The 695-nt window shown below is 66.3% G+C and carries 2 protein-coding genes; one reads left to right on the top strand and one right to left on the bottom strand.

The window, feature by feature from the left end:
• The coding region (locus EOA60_RS35825) for a response regulator (RefSeq protein WP_164899918.1) at positions 1 to 494 on the top strand (494 nt) is incomplete at its 5' end.
• Position 495: 1 nt separating this feature from the next.
• On the opposite strand, the gene EOA60_RS35820 is transcribed toward EOA60_RS35825, so the two are convergent.
• A partial coding sequence (locus EOA60_RS35820) for an SPOR domain-containing protein (RefSeq protein ID WP_164899917.1) occupies positions 496 to 695 on the bottom strand: 200 nt, incomplete at its 5' end.

Raw genomic sequence — 695 nt, 5'->3', positions numbered from 1 at the left:
CAGGATATCGATCGGACCGCCCGGCGCCGCCGCCCTTCACCGTCATCCGTGGTCCAGCCGTTCCGGTCCTCTCGCCCGAACCGGCGGCGGCGCCGGGCGGTCCGATCGATATCCTGATCGCCGAGGACAATGACGTGAACCAATTGGTCTTCGGCCAGATCCTCAACGGCCTCGGCCTCAGCTATCGCATTGCCGGCAATGGCCGCACCGCGGTTGAGATGTACCGCTCGCTGCGCCCGAGGCTGGTGCTGATGGACGTCTCCATGCCTGAGATGAACGGTTACGAGGCGACGCGCGCCATCCGCGCCATCGAAGGGCAGAGCGGCAGCCATACGCCGATCATAGGCGTCACCGCGCATGCGCTGAAGGGCGACCGCGAAAAATGCATGGAAGCCGGCATGGACGACTACCTGCCAAAGCCGGTCTCTCCCGACCGCCTCGGCGCCAAGATCGGCACCTGGCTCAGCGAGACGGTGGCGGCGAAGACGGCTTGAGCTACCGATTTCGCATAACCAGGCACGCCCCGCCGACGCTTTGCAGCTTATTGCAGATGCCGTTGGCCTCGGCGCGCGAGTCGGCACCGATCCTGACCGCATAGATGCCGCGCCGGCCGATCGGCGTGCGCACGCGGCTGACCACAGGATCATGGCTGCCAAGCAGGGAAGGGAATCGGCCGCGAACCCGCAACCACTGGC

Source organism: Mesorhizobium sp. M1A.F.Ca.IN.020.06.1.1 (assembly GCF_004023265.1).
Lineage (GTDB): Bacteria > Pseudomonadota > Alphaproteobacteria > Rhizobiales > Rhizobiaceae > Mesorhizobium.
The sequence above is the reverse complement of the archived record's forward strand: the minus strand, read 5'-3'. Positions and strand labels throughout refer to the sequence as shown.